This window comes from Capnocytophaga genosp. AHN8471, from assembly GCF_016806945.1.
Classification (GTDB): Bacteria; Bacteroidota; Bacteroidia; order Flavobacteriales; family Flavobacteriaceae; genus Capnocytophaga; species Capnocytophaga periodontitidis.
In genome coordinates, this window is the sequence record NZ_JAESPJ010000006.1 from 84096 (window position 1) to 108227 (window position 24132).

At 40.5% G+C, this 24132-nt stretch carries 22 protein-coding genes; 10 read left to right on the plus strand and 12 right to left on the minus strand.

The features are described from left to right. Window positions 1-49: 49 nt before the first annotated feature. The 12 genes from JMN12_RS02105 to JMN12_RS02160 all read right to left on the minus strand — a co-directional run bounded on the left by JMN12_RS02105 (window position 50) and on the right by JMN12_RS02160 (window position 14111). Complete coding sequence (locus JMN12_RS02105; RefSeq protein WP_088592893.1) at window positions 50-1153, minus strand: beta-ketoacyl synthase N-terminal-like domain-containing protein; 1104 nt, start codon at window positions 1151-1153, stop codon at window positions 50-52. Between the two features lie 27 nt (window positions 1154-1180). Next, complete coding sequence (locus tag JMN12_RS02110) at window positions 1181-2134, minus strand: ABC transporter ATP-binding protein (protein WP_203136634.1); 954 nt, start codon at window positions 2132-2134, stop codon at window positions 1181-1183. Beyond that, window positions 2124-2408: a virulence protein gene (locus tag JMN12_RS02115; RefSeq protein ID WP_009412849.1), complete on the minus strand. Its 285-nt coding sequence runs from the start codon at window positions 2406-2408 to the stop codon at window positions 2124-2126. The genes JMN12_RS02110 and JMN12_RS02115 overlap by 11 nt, the downstream gene beginning before the upstream one ends. A 1-nt stretch (window position 2409) precedes the next feature. After that, window positions 2410-2622 carry a hypothetical protein gene (locus JMN12_RS02120; protein WP_009412850.1) on the minus strand — a complete coding sequence of 71 codons (213 nt, stop codon included), beginning with the start codon at window positions 2620-2622 and terminating at the stop codon, window positions 2410-2412. 17 nt (window positions 2623-2639) lie between these two features. Then, window positions 2640-3662: a phenylalanine--tRNA ligase subunit alpha gene (gene pheS / locus JMN12_RS02125; RefSeq protein ID WP_198465912.1), complete on the minus strand. Its 1023-nt coding sequence runs from the start codon at window positions 3660-3662 to the stop codon at window positions 2640-2642. A gap of 213 nt (window positions 3663-3875) precedes the next feature. Further along, window positions 3876-6131, minus strand: coding sequence for an aconitate hydratase (locus JMN12_RS02130; protein ID WP_203136636.1), 2256 nt, complete (start codon window positions 6129-6131; stop codon window positions 3876-3878). 14 nt (window positions 6132-6145) lie between these two features. Then, window positions 6146-8359 (minus strand): NADP-dependent isocitrate dehydrogenase, encoded by a 2214-nt coding sequence (locus JMN12_RS02135; protein WP_203136638.1) that lies wholly within the window; start codon window positions 8357-8359, stop codon window positions 6146-6148. A 2-nt stretch (window positions 8360-8361) separates the two neighbouring features. Next, on the minus strand, window positions 8362-9645 hold the full coding sequence (locus tag JMN12_RS02140; RefSeq protein WP_203080934.1) for a citrate synthase: 1284 nt from the start codon (window positions 9643-9645) through the stop codon (window positions 8362-8364). Window positions 9646-10027: 382 nt separating this feature from the next. Then, a complete protein-coding gene (locus tag JMN12_RS02145) occupies window positions 10028-10960 on the minus strand; it encodes a hypothetical protein (protein WP_203136640.1) in 933 nt (310 codons plus the stop codon). Between the two features lie 66 nt (window positions 10961-11026). Next, a complete protein-coding gene (locus tag JMN12_RS02150) occupies window positions 11027-11779 on the minus strand; it encodes a patatin-like phospholipase family protein (protein ID WP_009412857.1) in 753 nt (250 codons plus the stop codon). A gap of 50 nt (window positions 11780-11829) precedes the next feature. After that, on the minus strand, window positions 11830-13827 hold the full coding sequence (feoB, locus tag JMN12_RS02155) for a ferrous iron transport protein B (RefSeq protein WP_203136642.1): 1998 nt from the start codon (window positions 13825-13827) through the stop codon (window positions 11830-11832). Window positions 13828-13868: 41 nt separating this feature from the next. Beyond that, window positions 13869-14111: a ferrous iron transport protein A gene (locus JMN12_RS02160; protein WP_096088611.1), complete on the minus strand. Its 243-nt coding sequence runs from the start codon at window positions 14109-14111 to the stop codon at window positions 13869-13871. A gap of 135 nt (window positions 14112-14246) precedes the next feature. Here JMN12_RS02160 and JMN12_RS02165 point away from each other — a divergent pair, with 135 nt between their 5' ends. The 10 genes from JMN12_RS02165 (at window position 14247) to pyk (ending at window position 24008) form a co-directional block, all read left to right on the plus strand. Continuing rightward, window positions 14247-15500, plus strand: coding sequence for a sigma-54 interaction domain-containing protein (locus JMN12_RS02165; protein WP_203137071.1), 1254 nt, complete (start codon window positions 14247-14249; stop codon window positions 15498-15500). A gap of 101 nt (window positions 15501-15601) precedes the next feature. Next, window positions 15602-16540 carry a hypothetical protein gene (locus tag JMN12_RS02170; RefSeq protein WP_203084741.1) on the plus strand — a complete coding sequence of 313 codons (939 nt, stop codon included), beginning with the start codon at window positions 15602-15604 and terminating at the stop codon, window positions 16538-16540. Window positions 16541-16629: 89 nt separating this feature from the next. Beyond that, a complete protein-coding gene (locus JMN12_RS02175) occupies window positions 16630-17268 on the plus strand; it encodes a hypothetical protein (protein ID WP_203084742.1) in 639 nt (212 codons plus the stop codon). A gap of 29 nt (window positions 17269-17297) precedes the next feature. Beyond that, window positions 17298-18299 (plus strand): hypothetical protein, encoded by a 1002-nt coding sequence (locus JMN12_RS02180; protein ID WP_203136644.1) that lies wholly within the window; start codon window positions 17298-17300, stop codon window positions 18297-18299. Between the two features lie 5 nt (window positions 18300-18304). Further along, entirely contained in the window at window positions 18305-19429 is a 1125-nt protein-coding gene (locus tag JMN12_RS02185; RefSeq protein ID WP_203136646.1) for an ankyrin repeat domain-containing protein, read from the plus strand. 4 nt (window positions 19430-19433) lie between these two features. Continuing rightward, the gene (locus JMN12_RS02190) at window positions 19434-20006 is read left to right on the plus strand and encodes a hypothetical protein (protein WP_203136648.1); all 573 of its coding nucleotides are present in this window, start codon (window positions 19434-19436) and stop codon (window positions 20004-20006) included. 31 nt (window positions 20007-20037) lie between these two features. Beyond that, on the plus strand, window positions 20038-21300 hold the full coding sequence (locus JMN12_RS02195; RefSeq protein WP_203136657.1) for a nucleotide sugar dehydrogenase: 1263 nt from the start codon (window positions 20038-20040) through the stop codon (window positions 21298-21300). Window positions 21301-21303: 3 nt separating this feature from the next. Further along, on the plus strand, window positions 21304-21903 hold the full coding sequence (locus JMN12_RS02200; RefSeq protein WP_203136667.1) for a hypothetical protein: 600 nt from the start codon (window positions 21304-21306) through the stop codon (window positions 21901-21903). 174 nt (window positions 21904-22077) lie between these two features. After that, window positions 22078-22548, plus strand: coding sequence for an IPExxxVDY family protein (locus tag JMN12_RS02205; protein WP_198465647.1), 471 nt, complete (start codon window positions 22078-22080; stop codon window positions 22546-22548). Further along, window positions 22542-24008, plus strand: coding sequence for a pyruvate kinase (gene pyk, locus JMN12_RS02210; protein WP_203136669.1), 1467 nt, complete (start codon window positions 22542-22544; stop codon window positions 24006-24008). The genes JMN12_RS02205 and pyk overlap by 7 nt, the downstream gene beginning before the upstream one ends. Window positions 24009-24132: the final 124 nt, after the last annotated feature.

Genomic DNA, 24132 nt, shown 5'->3' on the forward strand with positions numbered 1-24132 from the left:
TTTAACAAAAAAAATAATACTTAGATGTTAATGATTATATATTAAGGGGTTATAATTGTTTAATTACAAGTGCGGTGTTGCTGCCTCCGAAGCCTGAGGCTGTTTTGAGGAAGTAATGCACCTCTTTATACTCGGTTGTTCTCAGTACTTTTATAGGATGAGAAACGCCAAGTGTATCGAAATTGAGGCTTTTTAGAAGGGTTTTATAACGGGCTAACTCTATAGTAAGCAGGGTTTCAAGTAGCCCTGAAGTACCGAGTGTATGCCCAAAATAGCCTTTGTAACTATTGAGAGGAGCAGAGAGGAGATTGGCGCGCATAAAGGCAATACTTTCCATCTCGTCGTTATAGAGAGTACCCGTACCGTGAGCGTTGATCAAATCGATTTGTTGAGGCTGTAGTTTAGCTTCGTCTAAGGCATTTTGCACACTCAAATACAATCCTTCGCCGGTGCGTGAAGGTCCTGAAATATGATTGGCATCGTTGATAGAACTACTTCCTAAGAGTTGAGCTTTAGCACCTTGCGCTTCTTTACTCACATATACAGCGGCGGTTGCTTCACCCAAGGTAATGCCATCGCGGGTAGCGTCGTAAGGCTTGCAAGGTTTAGCACTCATCGCTTGAAAGGACTGAAAGCCCGAAAGTACAAATTCGCTTATCTCATCGCCAGCTAATACCACAGCACTATCATAACTATCTGTTTTTAGCAGACTATCGGCTACTGAGAGCGCCATTGCTCCTGATACACAGGCATTAGATAACACAATAGGCGTAGTGGTAATACCTATTGCAGTAGCGATTTTTTGGGCAGTAGTTGAAAGTAAAGGAGTAGGATTTCCTTTGGCAAGTGCTGAAATATTGCCTTTGGTCGTGGAAAGAATTAGAGCGGTGCGAGGGGTGATTTTGATATGATGAAGTATAGGAACAACTGCCAAAAGGAGCATTTTTTCCAATCGCGAAAAACCTTCACGCCCCACGAGTTGCTGGTACTTGCTCTCTAAAGCCCCATCGCCTATTTTAGAAAGACAAACATTAGTGAGCTGCCCATAGATTGGATAACGAGCGATGCCCGATTGTTCTCTCAGCACCAAATGAGCGGTGGTAGGGAGGTCGAGTCCTAAAGGAGTAACGATATTATAGTGATGGAAATACATTTGGCAATTTGGTGCGATCCGCGCGGGCTATTTGATTTGTAAATGAACTGTAGCGTTTTTAGCAAGCGGGACGGGGTGATAGAAATAGACTTTTGTTTCGGGAGTAGTAGCTTCTATAAGATAGTGAGCTCCTTGAAAATAGCTATGTTGCACAGAAACCTGCCAATTAGTGGGTTGAGGAGCAAGTGCTATTTGATGAGGCTTGAAGAGTTTGCCTTGATAGGTAGTTACTTCGCCAAAGAGAGAAGCTGTATAGGCATCGGTATCTTGGGCGTAGATGTTGAGAGTGTTGCCGAAATACAACAATTCACCTTTACGCATTATCGCAGTTTTATCGGAATAAGAAAGGGCATCTTTACCGTCGTGAGTTGCTACAATACAACTGATATTCTGCTCTTTTAGATAAGTAAAAAGGATGCGTTGCAAATCGTTTTTTCTAAAATTATCTATCTGACTAAAAGGCTCATCAAGCAACAGCAATTGGGGTTCTTGCGCTAATGCCATTGCTAATGCGACACGTTGTTTTTCGCCACCACTGAGGTTTAGGGCTTTTAAGAGAGCAAAGCGCTCCATACCTACTAAGGTGAGGAGCTCCATTACACGTTCTTTTTTGTAAACTAAATCGAGATTGGAGATGAACTTTCCTACGTTTTCAGCGACAGTGTGATAGGGGCCTAAGCCAAAATCTTGAGCGAGGTATTTCATCGTTTTGAAACCAGGTACTAACTGACGTGAAGGCCCCCAGACGCGCTCGTTGTGAAAGAGAACAGAGCCTTGTTGTACATCTACAAGTCCGTAGATAACTTTGAGAAGGGTACTCTTACCGCAGCCGCTTTCGCCCATCAAGGAAAGGTGTTCGCCTTGTGAGAGTTCAAAGGAGATGTTTTTCAGTAATTCGGGTTGCCCATCGTAGGCAAAAGAAACGTTTTCAATTGACAATTGACGATTGACAATTGACGATGTTTGTGAATTATTTTTCAATTTTAAACATTTGGGTAAAATCTGACCAATTTTTAATTTCAAAAGCTCTGATATCTCTAACAGACTTTCTAAACCAAGAAATAGCATCAAGGGCATTCATTGCTTTGGTCACTACATATAAATTCTCTTCATTGGTTACATACACACTTCCTTGTATCCAATAAAAACCACAATCAGCCAATACTTTACGAATTTCAGTATAAGCAGAGTGATAAGGCGAACCGTAATACTTTTCCAAATCGGAAATAACCATATCAAAAGTAATAGCAAACATCTCAATTCAATTTTTTAAACAAGTATTCTTTATCAAAAAATTCGCCGAGTTCTTTTGTTTTGGCTGTAATCACAAAACCTACAAAAGGGTTGTCTTCAATATCTATTACTATTCCTTTAAGCCATTCTTTTTCATTAGTGACTTGTGGAGCTATGAGTACCTCCTCCCCTACTTTAAACATAGGTTTATGTATGTTTTTATTCACTGTTGTCATATTTCTATTTTTATGTATTAAAGGGCGCTTTTGAATTGTTCTAAGAAGCGGGCATCGTTCTCGTAGAACATACGGATGTCACCGATTTGGTAGAGCAACATTGCGATGCGCTCAACGCCCATACCAAAAGCAAAACCGCTGTACTGTTCGCTATCGATACCGCAGTTTTTAAGCACATTAGGGTCGGTCATACCACAACCCATAATTTCGAGCCAACCGGTTCCTTTGGTGATGCGGTAATCTACCTCGTTGTTGAGCCCCCAATAGATATCTACTTCGGCACTGGGTTCAGTGAAAGGGAAGTAGGACGGACGCAAGCGGATACGTGATTTGCCAAACATTTCTTTAGTGAAGTACAACAGTGTTTGTTTGAGGTCGGCAAAAGATACGTTTTTATCGATATACAAGCCTTCTACTTGGTGAAACAAGCAGTGAGAGCGAGCAGAGATAGCCTCGTTGCGGAACACACGCCCTGGGGAGATTGTGCGGATAGGTGGCTGGTGATTTTCCATATAACGTATCTGCACTGAACTAGTGTGAGTGCGCAAGAGGATATCGGGATTAGTTTGTATAAAGAAAGTGTCCTGCATATCGCGTGCAGGGTGGTATTCGGGGAGATTGAGAGCAGTGAAGTTATGCCAATCATCTTCCATTTCGGGGCCATCGGAAACATCAAAGCCAATATTCGCGAAGATTTTTACGATTTCGTTTTTCACCAGAGAAATAGGATGGCGAGCGCCAATGGGGGCTGGGGTAGCAGGGCGGCTCAAATCGCCATATACTCCTTTACTCTCGTTGCGTTCTTCAAGACGGTCGCGCCATTCTTGTACTTTAGCTTCAGCTTTTTGTTTGAGTTCATTCACTACCTGCCCAAAAGTCTTTTTTTCTTCATTAGGTACTTCTTTGAAAGCAGCAAAAAAGTCGTTTAGGACACCTTTTTTACCGAGGTACTGAATGCGGAACTGTTCGAGTTCGTCTTTAGTTTTCGCTGTAAAATCCTCAATTTTAGCGATGTGTTCTTTTATTTTATCAATCATCATAAAAGCGGAGTGGTTCATTTAGTCTTTTTCGAGAGGCAAAAGTACAAAATAATTAACAATTAGCAAGTGACAAGTAACAATTTTGAGTTTCGGAAAATTTCTTGTGTAGATTTAGCAAGTGGCATTTAGAATATAAAAAACTTTGCCAAAGGTGTGAGCCGTACGGACGGTTACCTTTGGCAAAGTCGATAATATTTACTAATTCCAAATTTGCTAATTCGCTAATTTATTCAGGGCGCTTCCTGCTTTAAACCAACCTATTTGCTGGGCGTTGTAGGTATGGTTGCAGGTAATCACGTCCTTACTGCCATCTTTATGTACAAATTCTAAGTGTAAAGGAGTGCCAGGCGCAAAGGCGGTGAGGTCGAGGAAATTGATCACGTCGTCTTCTTGAATCTTGTCGTAATCGGCTTCATTAGCAAAGGTGAGGGCGAGCATTCCTTGCTTTTTAAGGTTGGTTTCGTGAATGCGCGCAAACGATTTCACCAATACCGCTCGTACCCCCAAATGACGAGGTTCCATAGCGGCGTGCTCACGTGAAGAGCCCTCGCCATAGTTGTGGTCGCCTACTATAATAGAAGGGATTCCTGCTGCCTTATAGGCGCGTTGTACTTTAGGCACTTCGTCGTATTCGCCGGTAAGTTGGTTTTTTACAGAGTTAGTTTTACCGTTGAAAGCATTTACCGCCCCTATGAGCATATTGTTGGAAATATTGTCCAAATGTCCGCGGAAACGCAACCAAGCCCCTGCCATCGAAATATGGTCGGTGGTGCATTTGCCTTGCGCTTTGATAAGGAGTTTAGCCCCTGTGATATTCTCACCGTCCCAAGGAGCGAAAGGCGTGAGTAGTTGCAAACGGTTGGAGGTAGGCGATACCACGACCTCGATGTTGCTACCATCTTTGGCGGGAGCCTGATAGCCAGGGTCATCAACTGCAAAACCTTTAGAAGGCAACTCTTCGCCATAAGGAGGAGTGAGTTTTACCGCTTCACCTTGGTCGTTGAGCAACGTATCGGTGATAGGGTTGAAGTCTAACCTACCGGCAATCGCCAAAGCTGCTACCATTTCGGGTGAAGCAACAAAAGCGTGGGTATTAGGGTTGCCGTCGGCACGTTTGGAGAAGTTGCGGTTGAAAGAATGCACAATCGTATTTTTCTCTTGTTTTTCAGCGCCTTCTCTGTCCCACTGACCAATGCAGGGACCACAAGCGTTGGTAAACACACGGGTGCCCAACTGCTCGAAGATGTCTATGATGCCGTCGCGTTCAGTAGTATATCGTATTTGTTCAGAGCCAGGGTTGATACCAAAGGAAGCTTTAGGGGTAATTCTCTTTTCCAAGGCTTGTTTTACGACCGAAACCGCGCGGGTGAGATCTTCGTAAGACGAGTTAGTACACGAACCGATGAGCCCCCATTGCACCTCGAGAGGCCAATCGTTGGCACGGGCTACCTCCTTCATTTTGGATACAGGAGTGCCTCTATCGGGGGTAAAAGGCCCATTGATATAAGGCTCTAAGGCAGAGAGGTCTATCTCGATGAGTTGGTCGAAATACTTTTCAGGGTCAGCATATACTTCGGGGTCGGCGGTGAGGTAAGGCGCAATGGCATCGGCAGCGAGGGCTACTTCTTCGCGCCCAGTGGCAAGCAGATAGCGACGCATCGCCTCATCATAGCCAAAAGTAGAGGTAGTAGCCCCTATTTCGGCACCCATATTACATATAGTTCCTTTTCCCGTACACGAAAGCGATTTAGCACCCTCGCCGAAGTATTCCACAATAGCGCCCGTACCCCCTTTTACGGTGAGTATATCGGCGACTTTAAGAATCACGTCTTTTGGGGCAGTCCAACCGCTGAGTTTACCCGTGAGTTTTACGCCTATGAGCTTAGGAAATTTCAGTTCCCACGGCATTCCTGCCATCACATCAACGGCATCGGCACCGCCTACACCAATGGCGAGCATTCCTAATCCTCCAGCATTCACCGTATGCGAATCGGTACCTATCATCATTCCACCAGGGAAAGCGTAGTTTTCTAAGACTATTTGGTGAATAATCCCTGCGCCAGGTTTCCAGAAACCAATGCCATATTTGTTGGATACCGAAGAGAGGAAATCGAATACTTCTTTAGATTGTTCAGTAGCCACTTTCAGGTCGGTTGCAGCACCTATTTTGGCTTGTATCAGGTGGTCGCAGTGCACGGTGGTAGGGACAGCCACTTTGCTTTTGCCCGCTTGCATAAACTGCAAGAGCGCCATTTGAGCGGTCGCATCTTGACAAGCGATACGGTCGGGGGCGAAATCTACATAGTCTTTACCGCGCTCAAAAGCACGTGAAGGAGTGCCGTCCCACAAGTGAGTATACAATATTTTTTCAGCAAGGGTAAGGGGTCGTCCTACCACTTGACGGGCTTTGTCTACGCGTTCAGGAAATTGGGCGTAGACCTTCTTTATCATTTCAATATCAAAAACCATAATTCAATTAACAATTAAGAATTAATAATTAACAATAGGGTTTTACTTCCTTGCATAACTTTGGCTACTTTGGTGAAATCGGGGTGGTAATAACCTGCTAAATCTACCGGCGTGCCTTGTATGCGGGTCAGCTCTTCCACGATAGTCGTTTCGTTGTCTTTTAGGGCTTTGGCGATAGGAGCAAACTCTTCGGCAAGTGCGCTATCTTGAGTTTGTGTCGCTAAGGCTTCTGCCCAATAAAGCGCCAAATAGAAGTGACTTCCGCGATTGTCGAGCGTACCTACTTTGGCTTGAGGCGATTTGTCGTTGTTCAACAGTTTACTCGTTGCCTCATCGAGCGTTTGGGCTAACACTAAGGCTTTGGGATTCTCGTGTTTTTGTGCAAAATGCTCTAACGAAGCTCCTAAGGCGAGAAATTCTCCTAAGGAATCCCAGCGCAAGTGGTTTTCGGCAAAGAGTTGTTCGGCTAATTTAGGTGCTGAGCCCCCTGCACCCGTTTCAAAGAGTCCGCCACCATTCATCAAAGGGACGATAGAGAGCACTTTGGCACTGGTACCCAATTCTAAGATAGGGAACAAGTCGGTGAGGTAATCGCGCAACACATTGCCGGTTACTGAAATGGTATCTTTGCCCTTGCGAGTGCGCTCTAAGGTGAAGAGCATCGCCGTTTCAGGCGACATAATGCGGATATCTACCCCCTCGGTATCGAGTGTTGCCAAATAGAGTTTTACCTTTTTAATGAGTTGTGCATCGTGAGCGCGGTGCTCGTCCAACCAAAAGACCGCAGGTGTTTTGCTGAGGCGTGCGCGTGTTACCGCTAATTTCACCCAATCTTGTATGGCAGCATCTTTCGCAGTACACATACGCCAGATATCGCCTTTTTCTACCTTGTGCGATAAGTACACTTTACCGTCGGCGCCTACCACCTGTACGCGTCCGCTATGAGGGATTTCGAAAGTCTTATCGTGCGAGCCGTATTCCTCAGCTTTTTGAGCCATTAAGCCCACATTGGCAACGCTTCCCATCGTAGCAGGATTAAACGCCCCGTATTTCTTACAGAAGTCAATCACCACTTGGTAGATACGCGCATAAGTGCTATCGGGCAGTACCGCCAAAGTATCTTGAGCCTCGCCTTTAGCATTCCACATCTTTCCCCCATTGCGAATCATTGCTGGCATAGAAGCATCTACAATCACATCGTTAGGGAAATGCAGGTTGGTAATCCCCTTATCGGAATTTACCATTGCCAAAGCAGCTGCTCGCGCAAGCGCTCCCTCAATGTCGTGTTTTAAAGGTTCTTGTTCTTCAGCAGGCAATTGTTCTATTTTCGCCAGAATATCCGAAAGACCGTTACGTGCATTCACCCCTAAGGCTTTCAGTTCGCGCGGGTGTTTTTGGAACAAATTAGCAAAGTACGTTTCGACCGCATAGCCAAAGAGAATAGGATCAGAAACCTTCATCATTGTAGCTTTCAGGTGCAAAGAGAGGAGTACACCCTTGTCTTTCGCTTCGGCAAAGGCTTTTTTATAGAATTTGCAAAGCGCTTCTTTGCTCATAAAAGTAGCGTCTATCACTTCACCCGCTTGCAAAGGAAGCTCCGCTTTGAGCACCTGCACCTCGTGTTTAGGGCTTACCAACTCTATGCGCACCACATCGGCTTTTTGAAGTGTTACCGATTGCTCGTTGTGGTAGAAATCGCCCGCTTGCATCGTAGCGACTTCCGTGAGACTCTCAGCACTCCACCCGCCCATTGAATGCGGGTGCGTTTGAGCGTATTGTTTTACCGATTTAGGGGCACGCCTATCGGAATTACCCTCGCGCAACACAGGATTCACCGCACTGCCTTTCACCTTGTCATACCGCTGTTTGATAGCCATTTCGGCTTCATCAGTAGGGTTTTCAGGGTAATCGGGGAGCGCATAGCCTTGTGATTGCAGTTCGGCAATAGCCGCTTTCAGTTGGGGTACCGAAGCACTGATATTAGGCAACTTGATGATATTGGCTTCCGGACGCGTTGCCAACGCCCCCAGTTCGCTAAGGGCATCGGGCACGCGTTGTTCTTCTGTGAGAAAATCGGGGAAAGAGGCTAAGATACGCCCTGCCAATGAGATATCTTTGGCTTCAAAGTTGATACCCGAAGAGGCACAAAAGCGTCTGATGATGGGCAATAGTGAATGAGTAGCTAAATAGGGCGACTCATCGGTAATGGTATAGATAATGTTTTTCATTTTTATCTTTTATTCAATTCAACAAAAGGTCTTTCGGTGGCTCCCACGTATATTTGTCGTGGACGACCGATAGGCTCTCCTCCTTGGCGCATTTCCTTCCATTGGGCAATCCAACCAGGGAGACGACCGATAGCAAAAAGCACGGTGAACATCTCTAAGTGCATACCCAAGGCTTTGTAGATAATACCTGAATAGAAATCGACATTGGGGTAGAGGTTGCGCGATTTGAAGTACTCGTCTTCCAAAGCTACTTTTTCGAGATGTTTAGCGATGCCGAGAATAGGGTCGTCAATGCCTAAAGCATTGAGTACCTCATCGGCAGCTACTTTGATGATTTTAGCCCGTGGGTCGAAATTTTTGTACACACGGTGACCAAAGCCCATCAGGCGGAAAGGGTCGTTTTTGTCTTTTGCTTTGTTGATGAACTTATCTACATCACCTCCGTCTTTGTGAATTTCTTCGAGCATCTCAATCACCGCTTGGTTTGCCCCGCCATGGAGACGACCCCAAAGGGCAGAAACCCCAGAGGAAATACTCGCAAACAGACCCGCCTCTGAAGAGCCTACCAAACGTACGGTAGAAGTAGAACAGTTCTGTTCGTGGTCGCCGTGGAGGATGAGCAACTTGTTGAGAGCTCTTACAATAGTAGGGTTGATTTTGTATTCCTCAGTAGGAATTTCAAAGAAGAGGCGCAAAATGTTCTCAATATAGCCCTTGCTGTTGTCGTAGTAATTCAGTGGTAAACCTTCGCGTTTGCGGTATACCCAAGAAGCTATAATGGTTACTTTAGCAATGGCTTTGCAGACCGCTTGATACACGTGTTTGGGGCAATGTACATTCACTGGCACAGGGTTGAAAGCAGTGAGCGCACTAGTAGCCGATGCCAATACCCCCATAGGGTGCGCCGAGCGCGGGAAACCGTCCATAATACGACGCATATCCTCGTGTACAAGGGTGTACTTGTGAATTGTTTTTTTGAAATCGTCATACTCTTCGGCAGTGGGGAGTTCGCCAAAAATAAGAAGATAGGCTACTTCGAGAAACTCGGCTTTAGCAGCCAATTCTTCAATATTATAGCCACGATAACGCAAAATACCTTTTTCACCGTCGAGAAAGGTAATAGCACTCTTGCAAGAGCCTGTGTTCTTATAACCTGAATCTAAGGTTATCAAACCAGTAAGGGCACGCAATTTTTCAATATTGATTGCTTTTTCATTTTCAGTCCCTACTACAATAGGAAATTCGTATTCTTTCCCTTCAAAAATCAGTTTTGCTGTGTTTTCCATATCAATTTGTTTTTAGTGTTTTTTAATGCTTCTTAAATGTTAAAAAGAGATAAAACTTTGTAGCTATATTTTCGATTTTATCATCTTTTTGCGTGGTAAAGGTAAGGAAAAACAACTGAAAGTAACCTAATGAAATTAGTAGTTTAACAAAACTTTAACGTATTTTTATTGAAAATCAGAGGGTTATATGAAGATAAGATGTTTTAAGCAGTTAAAGTGTTAAAATTTTAAAGATATAACAGAAAAGAAAGAGTCGTATTATTGATTTGATAATTTGAATAGACAAAAATTGAGGATTTTGCAAAAAAGGATGAAAATTGACTCTTGAAAAGAATAAAAAAAAGCGGCTTTGAAAAGCCGCTTTTTATGAGTATATAAATTCTTAATACTCGTATTCAGTAATAGAACTAAGTTCTTTTGGATTATTACCCTCTTGACGATACCTTTTGTTCATCGTAGGATAGCCTTTTTCATTATAAGTAAGATCTTGAGTAATAATTGTTTTTACTTCTACTCCCTGATAACCTATATAAGTTTTTTCTGTTTTTATCAAGTTATTTTTACTCATATCAGGTGACAAAAAGTAGATAGGGTCAGTAGTTTTTCTTAATTTGTTTAAAGGCATTGGATTGGTATTTGTATCATACAAATATTCAGTTGTTATTTGGTTTTCCACCTTTTTTACTAAGTTTCCATTGGAAAGGGTATAGACAATAGTATTGGTGTGAGTACTTGTACCACTTACCACATTTCCATTGCCATCACGACTAGTACTAATTTCATTTACAGTTATTATATTACCATTGTACTCTAATACTTTTTCATTATGCCGATTTATCTTTTTCTCCTGCCCATTAATATAGGTTGTTGAAGGATAAATATGAACCTCTTTAGAGAGTTGATCTCCTATGTATGAATATTCATAGGTTTCAGTTTTTGCATCATCATCGTTGGGTTCTACTATTGTTCGTCTCACCAAACGACCTTGTCCATCGTAGTGATAATCAATAATGGAATAATCCTCTGAAGAAGGTTCTCCTGATTTTATTTGTTTAATGAGATTACCATTGTATTCTATTTTTGTATTCTCTGTAGTACCTGTTTGTACTCCATTACTATATTCAGTTTTAGTAAATGATAATATTTTATCATTCTGAATATTATACACTATAACTGTACTTTCATTGTTTTTAGGATAAGTTACAGTTATTTTTTTAGGGAATGCTCCTTCTTGGATTGTTCCGTCATTGTCATCACTTTTGCCACAGCTGGCTAAAGCTACCATTGCCATTAAGGCGATAAAGATTTTTTTCATTGATACATTTTTTTAATTAGACCGCAAAAGTACAAGTTTTAGAGAAATAAAATTGTTAAATAATTGTTAATCTTTCAACTCCGCTAATCTTTTTATTCCCATTTCATAACCGTATTCAAAAGCGTGATCGATCATTTTGGTATCCAGCACCCCTATATTGCTGAGGTTGTGCAACAATAGCAAATCACATTTCTTGAATTTGCGACTGTAGTTGCCGTCCATTGTGATGTTGTAGATGCGTTGCATAAATTGAAAGGAGTTGCTGAGCTCTTTTTCGGTAATCGTTTCCAACGGGTTTACAAAGCTGCCAATGATTTTATCACATTGTTTTTTAATAGGTTCTATCGGGAAGTTATCTAAAAGTCCGCCGTCACAATAGAGGCTTTCACCTATTCTCACGGGTGAAAAATAGGGTGGCAAAGCAGCTGAGGCTATTAGCGGCTGTATGAGTTCTCCTTGATTGAAATACTGCACTTTACCATTCAACAGATTGGTAGCTGTAACGATTAAAGGCAGTTGGAGTTCTTCAAAAGTGTGGTATTGAAATTCTTTTTCGAAGAATTTAGTATATTTGGCGCTATCTACCAAACCTACTTTCTTAAAAGTGAGCATCGACCATTTAAATACGGGTGTTTCTTTGAAAAATTGCGCCATATCATCAGGTTTTACCCCACAAGCATAAAGAGCCCCAATGAGAGCACCTCCACTGGTGCCTGAAATAATTGATGGTCGCAAGCCTTTTTCTTCTAAGGCTTTGAGCAATCCGGCGTGTGCCAAAGCGCGCACTCCACCACCTGAAAATACTAAACCTAACTTCATAATTTGTCGATTTGTCGATTTGCCAATTTGCTAATTGACAAATTTGCTAATTATCTAATTAATATAAACGCCAGCATCGCACTTATATAAGCAATGCCCGTCATAAACAAAAACTGTAGGGCTGTCCATTTCCAGCTATTGGTTTCTTTGCGTACCACAGCAACCGTACTAAGGCATTGCATCGCAAAAGCGTAGTAGAGCAATAGTGAAATTCCTGTACCAAGGGTATATACGGGGGTGCCATCGGAGTGTACTTCCGAGCGCATTTTTGCTAAAATCGTGCGTTCTCCTTCTTCAGCCTCGGTATCAAGGTCTTTTCCTAAACTATAAACCGTTGATAGTGTGCTAATAAACACCTCACGAGCCGCAAATGAGGCTACTACCCCTATGCTTATCTTCCAATCGTAACCCAGCGGACGAAATACGGGTTCTATCCCCTTGCCTATGTAGCCTAAAAACGAGTATTCTAAACTTTCGGATTGGATGTAATTCGCTTTTTGTTCTTCTGTCCATTGGTGTGTTTGTGCCAATTGTTCGGCGGTAGCCTCAATGCTGTTGTATTTTTCGCCCATTCCGTGAGAGCCTAAGAACCACAACAATACCGAAATTGCCAAAATAAACTTACCCGCTCCCATCACAAAACCTTTGGTTTTCTCGTATACTGTAAGACATACATTGCGCAGTAGCGGAATTTTATAGTCGGGGATTTCGGCGATAAAGAAACTACTGTTCTTTTTCATTTTTAGCACTTTATCTAAGATAAAAGCCGAAAGTAACGCGACTGCAAAGCCTAAGAAATACATCGCAAAGAACGTCCACGCTTTGTAGCTAATCCACAGAAAATCACCTTCGGGAATTACCAAATTGATGATGATGAGGTACACGGGCAAACGTGCCGAGCAGGTCATAAACGGAGTGACGAGTATGGTGATAAGGCGTTCTTTCCAATTCTCAATATTGCGGGCAATCATCACGGCAGGCACGGCACAAGCAGCCCCCGAAATGAGTGGCACTACACTCTTGCCACTAAGCCCAAAACGTCGCATCACATTGTCCATTAAAAAAACTACCCTACTCATATAGCCGCTTTCTTCTAAAATAGCTATCAAGGTGAAAAGTACGGCTATCTGCGGGATAAACACAGTGATGCCTGCTATTCCGGGGAGTACCCCATCGATGAGCAAATTAGTAAGTGCGCCGGCCGGTAATTTGGCAGCCAGCCATTCGCCTAAAATACCAAACTCGTTCTCTATCCAGTCCATTGGGTAACTCGACCAAGTGAAAACGGCTTGGAAGATGAGCAATAGTATGGCAGCAAACACCACATAACCAAAGAAGGGGTGAATGAGAAAACGGTCGAGATGAGCGCGCAGGGTCTGTGCCTTGTGCTGATCTACCACATAAGTTTCTTTGAGAGTTTCATTGATAAACTGATAGCGGATAATAGTCTCTTTCTGCTGTTTACGGCGTTGTTCACTTTCCGAAGTACCAAAGGGTATAGCCTCCAAACGCGACATATCCACACAAGGAGCAAGCGACAATTCTTTGAAGTTTGTAATCGCTTCTTTCAATGCTAAAAGCCCCTCGCCTTTGCGGGTGCTGGTGAGGATGACTTTAGTGTGTAACAACTGTTCTAATTTGGAGAGGTTGATACTGATGCCTTTGCGCTGCATCTGGTCAGCCATATTGATAACCAGAATGGTAGGCAGCTGGAGGTCTTTCACTTGGGTGAAGAGCAGCAAGTTTTGCTTGAGGTTACTCACCTCGCTCACCACCACCACCACATCGGGGAAGTATGCTCCTTGGCGGTTGATGAGGGTTTCTACAGCCACTTGTTCGTCTTCTGAACTCGGGTTGAGGCTATAGGTACCTGGCAAGTCGATGATTTCAGCTTGCTGGTTGTTAGGGAGTTTGCAATACCCTATTTTCTTTTCTACAGTAATACCAGGGTAGTTGCCCACCTTTTGGTTTAAGCCTGTCAGCGCATTGAAAAGGGATGTTTTTCCTGTATTAGGGTTGCCCACAAGGGCGATTTTAAGATGTGCCAATTTACTAAATCTGTTAATTAAATTGCTTGTGCGACTTATGCCTAATTTGCTAATTGAATTGTTTTTGCCATATCTTTTCTAATGGAAAGATAAGCATCGTTCATACGAATGTAAATAGGATCGCCAAAAGTCGCCTTTTGGAGTACCTCCACTTCACTACCTACAAAACAGCCTAATTCAATGAGTTTAAGAGGAATTTTACAACAGTCAAACTCCTGAATGATACCTTTTTCGCCTTTTTTAAGGTCGGCAATAGTATGAGGGTGAGAAGACTCTTTTTTCATAGCGATTGTTATTTAGAATTGTTTTAGACGGCAAAAGTAATAATAATTTGTTAAATAGCAAATTAGCCAATGAGCAAATTTGCTAATTCGTTAATTATTCATATCTTTGCAACTCTAAACTCTCAAGTAACAAACGTGGAAAATATACAAGCAATAAAACAGCGTTTTGGTATCATTGGCAACGATTTAAAGCTCAATCGTGCGCTCGAAAAAGCTATACAAGTCGCCCCTACCGATATTTCGGTGCTCATCACCGGTGAAAGTGGGGTGGGAAAAGAGGCTATCCCTCGTATCATTCACTCACTCTCAATGCGCAAACACGGCAAATATATCGCTGTGAACTGTGGGGCTATCCCCGAAGGCACTATTGATTCTGAACTTTTTGGTCACGAAAAAGGCGCTTTCACAGGGGCTACAGCTACCCGTAGTGGTTATTTTGAAGAAGCCGATGGCGGTACTATTTTCTTAGACGAAGTGGGCGAACTGCCTCTCACTACTCAAGTGCGCCTCTTGCGGGTGATCGAAAATGGTGAGTTCATCAAAGTAGGGTCTTCAGTAGTACAGAAAACTAATGTGCGCATTGTAGCAGCTACCAATGTACAAATGCAAGAAGCCATCAAAAAAGGACGTTTCCGCGAAGACCTCTATTACCGACTCAGCACCGTGGAAATACACTTGCCTCCTTTGCGCGAACGCAAAGAGGATATCCATCTGCTCTTCCGCAAGTTCGCTTCGGATTTTGCCGAAAAATACAAAATGCCTCCCGTAAGGCTCAGTGAAGATGCTGTACAATTGCTTACAAACTACCGCTGGAGCGGTAATATACGCCAGTTGCGCAATGTAGCCGAACAAATTTCAGTGCTGGAACAACGCCGCGACATCACCGCAAGTCTTTTGCGCTCTTACTTGCCCGACGAAGGGACAAATCTGCCTTCAATAGTCCCTGCACAAAACCGCTCAGATAGTGATTTTAGCAACGAACGTGAACTGCTTTACAAGGTGCTTTTCGATATGAAAAACGACCTCAACGACCTGAAAAAACTCACTCTCGAGCTACTACAACACGGCAATTCCCCCCAAGTACAACAAGAGAACGAAGGTCTCATCCATCGCATTTATGGCAACGACACTCGCAAAAACGACCCTACACCTCCCTCTTTTGCTTTTTTACCTGTAACGCCTGCCGAAAAAGAAATCCTTCCTCACGAAGTGGTGTACGACTACGAGGAAGCTGCTGAAGAAGAGCGTTTTTCACTCCAAGAACAAGAGCGTGAGATGATACGCAAATCGTTAGAACACAACGATGGCAAACGCAAAGAAACAGCTAAGGCTTTAGGAATTTCCGAACGCACACTATACAGAAAACTAAAGCAGTATAATATGATTTAGGGGTCAGGTCTCAGGGGTCAGGTTTCAGGGGGCAGCACTATCTCCCCCTCCCCCATCCCACTCGTTCGCCTCGTCCGACTTGTCTGACAAATTTTTAAGATATGAAAAGAATTATTATCATATTTATTTTAATGGCTTTTATTAGCTGTAGAGATAAGAAAAACGCTAATAACGTTGCCACTGAACCTACACCTACAGATACAGAAGTTGCTATAGCAACTTTAAAAGCTTTTTATTCATCTGTTTATAATGGTTCGTTAGATAACCGAGAAGTACTTTTCAAGCAATATGTTTCCAAGCAATTGTTGGAAAAGATTGACGAACTATCTGCTGATATGACATTAGATTACGACCCTTTTATAAATGGACAAGATTTTTTTGCTGATATTCTCAATAGTACATTAAAAATAACACCTTTAGAAAACAAAAATGAATACAGATGTTGTTTTTTACTATTTGGAGACACTTATGAAAAAGAAACTTGTGTAGACTATTTATTAGAAAAAGATAAGGACGGGCATTTTGTAATTTCTAAAATATTAAATGATGATATTTTAGCGGGGAAAAGGGATGTAATGCCTAGTGATGACGATAGTGATTTAGGAAAGATTCTTTTTAGGAAAAAAATGGATATAAACAAAGATGGCATTGAGGATAGGTTTATTGTTTATGATTCAGGAGATGATGATCTTTTTGTGACCATAAAGATAGTTTTAAGTAATAAAAATAGAGAAAAACTATTTTTTAATAGTAAGATAATTAATAAAACCATTACAAGTGGAGAAGGATTTAGAAATATTTCTTTTGAAAATCATTTTTTCACTATTGAAGAAAACACCTCTACAGATCCAATACAAATAAAATACACTACTTTTTCAATAGATTATAAAACAAATGAAATTTTTCTTTACAAAGTAGAGGTTTCAAATATTTTCAACAATGCATCTGATGATTTTGATATAATTCGAACTCAAAAAGACTTTGGAAAAGTCTCTTTTGAAAATTATAACCCTGAAACATTAAGGTTATTTAATTTTTGATAAATAATCAATTAAAAATCCTCTATCCGCTCCCATCCTACTTGTCCGCCCCGTCCGACTCGTCCGATAGCTCTTAAAATAAATAATCAATGAAAAAAATCTTAACAACTATCACATTCTTTGTATTTGCTTTAGCAATTGCTCAAGAAATAAAAAACGACCTCCCTTATATCTCTTTTCAAGATTTATCTGACTTTTCAGAATCTTCAAAAGAGGTCAGTAGAACGATGATTTATCGCTCTGAGAAATTAGCCAAAATATTTGGCTTAAACAACAAATATTTTATAGATGGAGGAGGACAGGTGCTTTATGGCAATGTATTAGTTTCAGAATGGGTGGTTTTAAAGAGTTTTACTGATTACACCTATACTAATAGTAAACAAAGAGAAAGACTCGTACTTATCACTAAAAAAGAAAATGGTAAGGAAGTGATAAAAAGCGTGGTAAAAGTTTTTACAACAAATGATTATGCTGTCTGTCAGTTAGATAAAAAAGGACATTCTTTTGGAATTGCCATAGGAAAATATCATATTACAAACAATAAAGAGTTTTTTGAGATTCAACATATTTTCTCAATATTGGATAACAAACTCAAAAAAGAGCCTTTAAACAAGTTGATATACGACTGCCCGCCTCCAAGTGATTACAGCTCTTCAGAAGAACCTGATGAGTACTTTTATGGAGTAAACGGGGGTAAAAAATATGAACGTTATTGGTATGACAACTGATATTAAAAACTAAAAATCTTACTCAAAAAATGATGAAGGTAATAATTTCCTTTTTAAGTTTATTCCTGTTGCATAATTGTTCTTTCCAGAAAGAGGAAAAGCAATCTTTGGATAAAGAAAATTCATCAAAAGATGAGATTTTTATAGGAAAAGAATTTTATGCTGGTGATGAGCTTTCTGATTATGAATGTATAAAAAATATCAGTCATTTTAAATCTGATAGTCTTTGTTATAGTGTTTACAAACCATTACACTATCATTATTTTGTTTTTAGTTTAGAAAAGTTTCTTTCAAATGAAGATGTAGAAAAATTCCGTATATTAGATACACTGCATCTTAAGAGTATTGCTCATATTAATCTTATCCATAATGAGTTGGGAGCGTCTTTATTTTTAGATGATAAAAAAATAAAAGAATGGATTTTTAATAAGACTCCCAATATTACTACTCCTAAGGACATCGTCATAACAGAAGAAGGGATCATTCAAAATGATAGCGGGGAGATGATTCAATTTAAAAATATTTCTGAGGTCATCAATCGCATACAAAAATCTAAGCTCTTTACGCTGAAAAAAATGTATCAACACGACCTCAATCAAGATGGTGATAAAGATATCTTTCTTGTTTTTAAAAATAACAACGATTTAAAGTCTGATGACCATAAGACTTTGGTTGCCCCTATTATTTTGTTAATTCATCAAGGAGGTGATAAGTACAAATTCTTTCACAATGAAAAAATCTATCCAAGTATGGAAGGTTTTTTCTTCAAAAGAATTGCTTTTAAAGACAATTTTTTCACCATTGAATTAGACACTGAAGTACCTGGGAATTATACCGCTGAAAAGTATATTACTTTTAAATATAGTAAAAATAAGATTGTTCTACACCGATTTGGTGATATCACCTATTGGTGGGATGAGAGAAAGCCTTCTAATGTTCAAGCAACACAAAAAGACTTTGGAGAAATCCTTTTTGAAGATTATGATCCTGAAAAAATAAACGAAATAATATATGAATCAAGAAAGATTTAAAAAAAATGAAAACAACCTTTCTCATATTATACTCATTTCTGTTGTTAAGTACTTGCCAACAACAGCAAGTTCTGTATGACAATAGTGTAGCCACCACTACAGTTACTGAAACTGTGGAAGAAGATACTTCTAATATCGATGATTTTTGCTTTAATGAAGATGGTTTTCAATACACTCAATTGGGGTTAGCTTGCAAAAAAGGTGATTTAGAAGCCGTGAAAACACTTCTCGCCAAAGGTGCTGATAGAGATTTCGCAAAACAAAAAGGGGAAAGAAAATTTGATTCTTTTTTAGTATCTCTTGAAAGTGGCAACTTGCCCTTGGTAAAATATATTTTTGAAGATGTTTATAAAGAACATTTAGGACTTGATGGTGATTATCAGCTACCAGGAAGTTCGTATATTCTTCGATCAAGTCCTCTTATCATAGCTTGTAAATCCAACAGCCTACCAGTAGTAAGTTATTTATTACAAAAAGGAGCTTCTCCCGAAAGTGTACCGCTACCTTATCCACAAGACTATTTTCGGGAATCACCTCTGTTGATAGCGTATGAAAAGAACAACTACGAAATGGCTAAACTACTTATCAAAGCAAATGCTGATTTAAGTGATCGTGATAGAACAGATAGGTATTCTCTTGCTGATGTATTTGTTAAAAGAGGGGGTAAATGGCGAGATTTAGTATTTGGTGATAATAGCATAGATAAAATCGTCTATTCAAAGAAAAAGGATTTAAATGGTGATGGTATAGACGACTCCATACTTATCTACCAACCTAAAAATAATTTAAATGGTGGAGCTTATTTCGTAACGAGAATAAGGCTTAGTGAAAAAGGCTCTTTTAAAGAGTTTATAAACGATGTGTTGTTATATAGTGCCTATGAAGAATCTAATGATGGTTCTAGGACTGACGCAAAGGGTTTTATGGGGATTACTTTTGAGAACAATACTTTTACAATAAAAGAAAACTATTCCTCAATACCTGTGTTATTTAGGTATACTACTTTTGCTATTGATCCAGAAACGAATAACATATTAGCTATCAAAAGAATATATGTAGATAAAAATGGTGAGGAACAGAAAGTGGATAATTTAAACAATACCCCTTTCGAAGAATATAATAAAGATTAATAGTATGAAAATAAAAAGAACATTTATAATATTAGCTGCTGTTATTTTTCAGACAAGCTGTTCTCAACCTGATAAAACTACATTAGAAGGGATTGAGGGACTTAATACTTTGCCTAATAACTATTTCTTTGAATTAGTAAATCGTTTCCCCTTAAAAAGTGATTTAGTTAAAGAAAAAGGTCAATTTATGGTATGTTATTTACCTCAAACAACTGCTGAAAAGGAATATTGGGAAGATTTCTTGATCAAGGAAAAGATTTCCCCTCAGTTTCGATATAAGGGCATTGAAGATTCTTATTACTATACCCAAGAAGATTTAAAAAAGATAAATATATTATTAAAGAATAGAGTTGAACAGCATCTTTCTGATTATAAACTCATAGGTAGATATACTCCAGCTCAATATCTCGAGAAAATAGAAGGAGAAGAAGGTATTTATGTTTGTAAATATCCTTCCCAAGTATATTATTACATTAAAAAGAATGACCAATGGAAGTTCATAAAGAAAGTAGAAGTCAAAGATGCTGACACTGATGAAAGCATTTCAAAAAAAGAGTTTTTAGAAGCTTTATATTAATTATTAATTGTTAATCGTTAATTGTTAATTGATGAAAATAGGTATTATAGGTCTCGGTTATGTGGGTTTGCCTTTAGCTTGCCTCTTTGCTAAAAAATATCCCACCGTGGGTTACGACCCTTATAAGGTGCGTGTAGAAAGCCTCAATGCTGGGGTAGATACTACCGGCGAAATCAGTAGTGAAACGCTTAAAGAGCGTTTGGCTACTCACCTCATTTGTACTACAAACCCTGTGGATGCCGCCGATTGCAATGTGTATATCGTGGCTGTCCCTACCCCTATCGACCTCTATCAGCAACCTGACCTTACCGCACTCCGCAAAGCAAGTGCAACAGTAGGGGCATTGCTCAAAAAAGGTGATATTGTGATTTACGAATCAACGGTTTACCCAGGAGTAACCGAAGAAGTGTGTGTACCTGTCTTAGAAAAGGTATCAAACCTCGTGTTCAACCGCGATTTCTTCGTAGGTTACTCACCCGAACGCATCAACCCTGGCGACAAACAGCACACCGTGGAGAACATCTGCAAAATAACTTCAGGTTCTACCCCTGAGGTAGCAGCAAAGGTCGATGCGCTTTACAATTCAGTACTTACTGGGGGTACTTATCTCGCCTCCTCTATCAAAGTAGCCGAAGCCGCCAAAGTGATAGAAAACGCTCAGCGCGATGTGAATATCGCTTTTATGAACGAAATTGCCAAAATATTCAATATTCTCGACATCGATACGAATGCCGTGATAGATGCCGCCAGCAGCAAGTGGAACTTTTTGCCTTTCCGCCCTGGATTGGTAGGCGGACATTGTATAGGGGTAGACCCTTACTACCTCATACAAAAAGCCAAACTCCACGGCGTTTCACCCCGCCTAATGATGGAAGCCCGTAAAACTAACGATTCTATGGGGGGCTATATCGCTTACCAGATTATCAACCGCTTGTGTTTACAAGGCACTCCCGTAAAAGACAGCAAAATTCTGCTATTGGGCTTTACTTTTAAAGAAAATTGCCCCGACACTCGCAATACTAAAGTTATAGACATCTATCGCACGCTCGAAAATTTCACTGCTCACATAGTGATATACGACCCTTGGGCTGACCCTAATCGTGCTGATGAAGAGTATGCCGTTAAAGTAGAAACTGAAAAAGAAAAACTCCCTAAAAACAATGATGTAGTAGTACTTTGCGTAGCACACAACGAGTTTTTACAGATGAATATAGCCGATTACCTAAACGAAAAAGGAATCATTTACGATGTAAAAGGCAAATTGCCTATTGCTGAGAATATTTTTAGATTGTAACAAATGAAAAATATCCTTTACATTGCAGTTTTTTTATTGCCCTCAATGCTTCTCGCTCAAGATTTCTTTGACAAAAGATGGTTTTTCCAAGCAAGTGCTAATTTAAACATCCCGAGAAAAGAAAAAGCTACTTATTCGTATGGGGTTCATTTTATAGATCATTTGGGTAGAGATGCTTCTTATGGAAAAGAACATAAGTTTAAAGAAAAAGTAATTTATTCCACCGATTTTTCGGCTAATTACCTACTCACCCATTCTTTTGCTGTAGGAGGTATTGTGGGGATTCACCATTTCAGAGCCCCCGTAACCACCGCCTTAAAAGCAGGAATCGTTGTTAGAGGAATGCTCCCTCAGGCTTCTTATGCCGATATTTACGGACAACTATCTGGTTTTATCCCACTGAGCAAACAAGTAAAGGCTTCTTTTGGCGAAGCTAAAATAGGGTTGAGTATCCCTATTGCTGTAGAAGATTCATTCACTGTAAGTGTATTGATAGATGCCTCATATACAAGTTTTGAGGTCGGAAAACCTATCCTTTCCGATGAAATACCCGATACAGCAGAATACCGCACTTTAGGTATAGGCTTTGGCTTCCGATTCTAAAATAAAAAAGCGCGTTACTATCACAGCAACGCGCCTTAGAATATATAATATAATAGCGATTTCTAAATTATTTTACTACCTAAAACCAAAAACCGTGCCAAAACAATTTTCTAACTTGCTAATTTGCTAATTAGCTAATTAGTTCGTATCTTTGCCGCCTGAAAGTGAAGAAGTATGGCTACAGTTCTTAAATTAATAGATATTCTACCTTGTGATTACAAGCTCTTTGCTGTACATTCAGCTTTAGACGACTATCGCTTGGCTTATTTTCTGAACAAAACTCTGCAATTGCAATTGGCTAAAGAAAACAAAAAAGCAAGTCTGTTAGACACTTTTTCTGGTAAGTATTTTTCGTATTACTATTGGGAAAACCCCTTGTTAGGAACTGCTTGGCACTGCATAGGCAACAAACTACTAATAGAGAAAGAAATGCACACCCTTTCACTTTTTGAGAGTACCACCTCCCTTACTTATCTGATAGACAAATTTAAAAAAGTAGACTACTTTCTAAAAATAGACACCGAAAGACGCATCGATACCACCTCACTGCTCTCTAAAATATCCGAAATACCCGCCACTACCGCTTATACTATTGATACCGATACACTAAATAATAAATATAAACAGATTTTTCAAGAATGTTAAATACAAAAAAAACGAAAATTGTAGCTACCTTAGGCCCCGCAACCGAAAGTCCTGAGGTGATAAAAGATATGATGGCGGCTGGCGTGAACGTCTTCCGTATCAACTTCTCACACGCCGATTACGACGATGTGCGCAACCGCATCAAAATGATTCGCCAAATCAACGAAGAACACGGGTTCCATACCGCTATCCTCGCCGACCTCCAAGGTCCTAAATTGCGCGTAGGGGTAATGGAAGACGATGCTGTGGTATACCCTGGCGACCGCGTTACTTTCGTTACAGGTGAACCTTTTGTAGGTACTAAAGAACGCGCCTATATGAACTACAAAGCGTTCCCTCAAGATGTAAACCCTGGTGAACGCATCTTGTTAGACGATGGGAAACTTATCTTTGAAGTGGAATCTACTAACCGTGAAAACGAGGTTGTAGCTGTAGTTGTACAAGGGGGTCCTCTCAAATCTAAAAAAGGTGTAAACTTACCTAATACAAAAGTATCACTCCCCGCTCTTACTGAAAAAGATGTACGCGACGCTCTTTTCGCTATTTCTCAAGAAGTTGATTGGTTCGCACTTTCATTCGTGCGACACCCCGAAGATATCCAAGATTTAAAAGAACTAATCAAAGAAAACGCTGGTCACGAAATTCCTATCATTGCCAAGATTGAAAAACCTGAAGCTTTGGTAAACATCGATAAGATTATGGCAGCTTGTAATGGTATTATGGTTGCCCGTGGTGACCTTGGGGTAGAAATTCCAGCTGAAGAAGTGCCTCTTATCCAAAAAGAATTAGTGCACAAAGCTAAATCACACCACATCCCTGTAATCATCGCTACCCAAATGATGGAAAGTATGATTTCAAGCCTTACCCCTACCCGTGCTGAGGTGAACGACGTAGGAAACTCAGTAATGGACGGTGCCGATGCGGTAATGCTCTCTGGTGAAACTTCAATAGGTAAATATCCTGTACAAGTAATCCAGCAGATGACTCGTATCATCAAAAGTGTAGAGGATTCTAACCTTATCCAAGTTCCTCTCATCACACCATTTATACGTTCGTTGCGCTATGTAACCAATACGATCTGTTTCCACGCAGCGAAAATGGCTAACGACACCAATGCCAAGGTAATTACCTCGCTTACAAACAGTGGGTATGCTGCCTTCCGTATTTCGTCATACCGCCCTAATTCACACATCCTCATTTTCACCTCTAACAAGCGTATCCTCACCCAGTTGAACCTCTTGTGGGGGGTAACCACCTTCTACTACGATCGCTTTGTTTCTACCGATGAATTGATTGAGGACATCAACCATATTGCCAACGAAAAAGGCTATGTGGATATGGGCGATATAATGATAAGTCTCGTATCAATGCCAATGCAAGGCAAAGGAATGGTAAACACCCTTCGTGTATCCGAAATCGACTCTTGCGCCGTAAATTTCGAGAATAAAAAGAAAAAGTAATAACAAATCACAAGTTGTTACAAAGGTTGTTTAGCAAACGCTGAGCAACCTTTTTTATATTTTTATCCTTAAATTCCATAGAAAAACATTTTGTTTTATAAAAAACCGTTTTTACAAATCCTCC